3 protein-coding genes are annotated in these 2,743 nt (G+C 33.1%); 2 read left to right on the top strand and 1 reads right to left on the bottom strand.

Annotation, left to right across the window (positions count from 1 at the left end):
• Together ACIQ2I_RS08935 and clpX are read left to right on the top strand one after the other, a co-directional pair.
• Positions 1-473, top strand: a 473-nt coding sequence (locus tag ACIQ2I_RS08935; protein WP_396182061.1) for a ClpP family protease, incomplete at its 5' end; no start/stop codon positions are given.
• Between the two features lie 85 nt (positions 474-558).
• Entirely contained in the window at positions 559-1,791 is a 1,233-nt protein-coding gene (gene clpX / locus ACIQ2I_RS08930) for an ATP-dependent Clp protease ATP-binding subunit ClpX (RefSeq protein ID WP_396182060.1), read from the top strand.
• A gap of 56 nt (positions 1,792-1,847) precedes the next feature.
• Here clpX and ACIQ2I_RS08925 read toward each other — a convergent pair whose 3' ends face one another.
• Entirely contained in the window at positions 1,848-2,486 is a 639-nt protein-coding gene (locus ACIQ2I_RS08925) for a hypothetical protein (RefSeq protein WP_396182059.1), read from the bottom strand.
• Between the last annotated feature and the right edge of the window lie 257 nt (positions 2,487-2,743).

Here is a 2,743-nt window from a genome sequence, read left to right as displayed (position 1 = left end):
TTGACGATTATATGGCCAATATTATACAAGCACAATTGTTGTTTTTAGAAAGTGTAGATGCTTCTAAAGACATTCAAATTTATATCAATTCACCTGGTGGAAGTGTATATGCAGGATTAGGTATTTACGACACCATGCAATACATCAAACCAGATGTAGCTACAATTTGTACAGGAATGGCAGCATCAATGGGTGCCGTTTTATTATGTGCAGGTGCAGAAGGAAAACGTTCGGCATTACCACATTCTCGTGTCATGATTCACCAACCTTCTGGAGGCGCTTCTGGTGTGGCAACCGATATGGAAATTAATTTAAGAGAAATGTTGAAATTGAAAGATGAATTATATCAAATAATCTCATCCCACTCCAAACAACCTATTGAAAAAGTATTTAAAGATAGCGAACGCGACTATTGGATGATTGCTGATGAAGCAAAAGAATACGGAATGATTGATGAAGTATTGAGAAGATAAATTTGGTCGAAAGTCCAAGGTCATAATGTCAAAAGCACTGCTTAGACTTTACGACTTTAGACTTTACGACTTTAGACTATAAACAATGGCAAAAGAAGTATTAGAATGTTCGTTTTGTGGTAGAAAAAAGCCAGAAACAAATTTATTAATAGCAGGTATCGATTCGCATATTTGCGAAAAATGTATTGAGCAAGCACACGGAATAGTAGTAGAAGAGCTAAAAGGAACATTAGACTCAGAAGCTATTGGCGATTTAGTATTGCGCAAACCAAAGGAGATAAATGCCTTTTTAAACGACTATGTAATTGGTCAAGAACAAACCAAAAAAGTATTAAGCGTTGCCGTTTATAATCACTACAAAAGATTGTCACAAAAAATTACCGATGACGATATTGAAATTGAAAAGAGTAATATTTTAATTGTAGGGCAAACCGGAACGGGAAAAACATTAGTAGCCAAAACCATTGCAAAAATGTTAAACGTGCCTTTAGCGATAGTAGATGCCACAATTTTAACTGAAGCAGGATATGTAGGAGAAGACGTGGAAAGTATCTTAACACGTTTGCTACAAGCAGCTGATTATGACGTAGCTAAAGCCGAAAGAGGTATCGTTTTTATCGATGAAATTGATAAAATTGCTCGTAAAAGCGATAATCCTTCAATAACTCGAGATGTTTCTGGAGAAGGTGTGCAACAAGCATTACTAAAACTATTAGAAGGATCTATTGTAAACGTGCCGCCAAAAGGTGGAAGAAAACATCCCGATCAAAAATTTGTTGAGGTAAATACGCAAAATATATTATTTATTGCAGGTGGTGCTTTTGATGGTATTGAACGTATCATTTCAAAACGGTTGAACCGACAAGCGATGGGATTTAGCGCGTCTAAAGATTTAGATAAAGTAGATGGCGACAACTTAATGCAATATATTATTCCACGTGATGTAAAAGAATTTGGATTAATACCAGAAATCATTGGTCGAATGCCCGTTTTATCGCATATGGATCCTTTAGATGCTAAAACCTTACGTGCTATATTAACAGAGCCGAAAAACGCTTTAATAAAACAATATCAGAAATTATTTGAAATGGATGAAGTTGCTTTCACCATAGATGATGATGCGTTAGATTTTATTGTGGAAAAAGCATTAGAATATAAATTAGGTGCTCGTGGTTTACGTAGTTTATGTGAAGCCATTTTAACCGATGCGATGTACGAATTACCAAGTTCGGAAGACAAAATATTGCAAGTAACTAAAACCTATGCGGAAAATACATTAAGCAAAAATTTATTGAAACGCTTGGAAATTGCTTCGTAAATTTAAAATGTAATATAAACAAAAACAACCACTCATTGAGTGGTTGTTTGGTTTTATTAATTATCTGTTTTTATTTTAGCACCCATTGCTCTTAATTTTAATTTAGCATTTTGAGTCCAAATTCCTTTTTTTACATCGATATCATATTTTGGATTTAAAAACACATCTATATCGTCATTATCTTTTAAAAGTTTGCTATTAGCTTCCCAGGCTGCTCTACTTAATGAGCCATCCCAAAGTTGATTATTGATAAAACCAGAAATAGGTATAGCAATTAATGATGCTAATCCCATTCCAATTTTTGGCTTATCGCTTTCTATAGTATATTCATAAGAACCAAACCCATAATCTTCTCTGATAGTTTCTTGTTTGTATCCACCAGCAGAAGAAATCATTTTTCCAGTAACAAAAGTTAATCCTACCATTGAAACAATTGGCCAAAATCTTTTAGAAGCAGTTAAATTGATACCATTAAATCTAACAACAAGACCTTGTTTTTTACTCATACTTTTGTCAGTAGGAATTCCAAAAATGGCATTACTTTCTGAATTAATTTCTTTCAGTCTAGTAACAGTGTATTCTTTTGAATCTCTATTTAAACTTATATCGCTATAAGCACCATTAGAAACTCCAACTTGTGATCTGCAGCTTGATAAAACAATTGCAAATAAACTTAATAAAATAATTTTTTTCATTTAATAATTTTTTTAAATTTTTCCCTACTCATAAGGCTTTTCAGTTACGCCCCGTTTTTTAAGTTGTTTCTGGACTCAACTATTACCTTAAACAAAAATAAATATTTGTAGTACATGTTCTACATTTTATTTATATTTACGCCATTAAATGACGTATATGAAACAACTTGAACGATTACTATTTTTAATTAAGGTGCTGAAAGCTATGCCGTTTACATCTCACGAGTTATTGGCGCAACTTTCTGAACAAAACAACA

Origin of the sequence: Flavobacterium sp., from assembly GCF_044368995.1 — a bacterium.
GTDB lineage: Bacteria > Bacteroidota > Bacteroidia > Flavobacteriales > Flavobacteriaceae > Flavobacterium.
Note: the sequence above shows the minus strand (reverse complement) of the source record. Positions and strands in the feature narration are given on the sequence as shown.

Excerpts from the sequence above, each read along its gene's own strand:
- clpX (WP_396182060.1), top strand. The coding sequence starts at position 559 with ATGGCAAAAGAAGTATTAGAATGTTCGTTTTGTGGTAGAAAAAAGCCA.
- ACIQ2I_RS08925 (WP_396182059.1), bottom strand. The coding sequence starts at position 2,486 with ATGAAAAAAATTATTTTATTAAGTTTATTTGCAATTGTTTTATCAAGC.